General features: G+C 75.5%; 1 protein-coding gene. It reads right to left on the bottom strand.

What is annotated here, in order from left to right; genetic code table 11:
• Window positions 1–462 (bottom strand): NAD(P)H-hydrate epimerase (locus ACOV8S_RS31280; protein ID WP_448321861.1); only part of this gene is annotated, 462 nt, incomplete at both ends.

The following is a 462-nucleotide window of genomic DNA, read 5'->3' as shown; positions in this document are numbered from 1 at the left end:
GGCAAAGACGAGCAGCATGCCGCGACTGAACTTGTGCGCCGCGGCGTCGGGCGGCTGCCGCCGGAACCGGGGCAGTGTCCGCATCGCCCCCTCCGCAGCAATCCCGATCGGCGCCAGCTGCACCCGCCCGCATGCCGCCGCCGTCGGCAACAGCACATGCGCGGGCCTGAGCGCACCGAGCGCCAGCGTGACGTCGGCGACCAGTGGCGGCATCCAGTCCGCGCCGCCATCGCTGTCGACTCCGCTCGGCACATCGACGGCGAGCCCCCGGCCCGACAGGCGCCGCAGCGCCGCCGCCAGATTGTCCGCGATCGGCCGTGACAGGCCGACGCCGAACAGCGCATCGACGATCAGCGGCGCGGCCGCCAGCGCGGCGTCGATCGACTCGACCGGCCCGGTCCACGCCGCGCGCGCCGCGCGCGCGAGATCGGTCGCCGGATCGGCCGATGCCGCTACGCGCAC

The organism is Streptomyces sp. CO7, from assembly GCF_053474865.1.
This window is presented reverse-complemented; position numbering and strand designations above follow the sequence as displayed.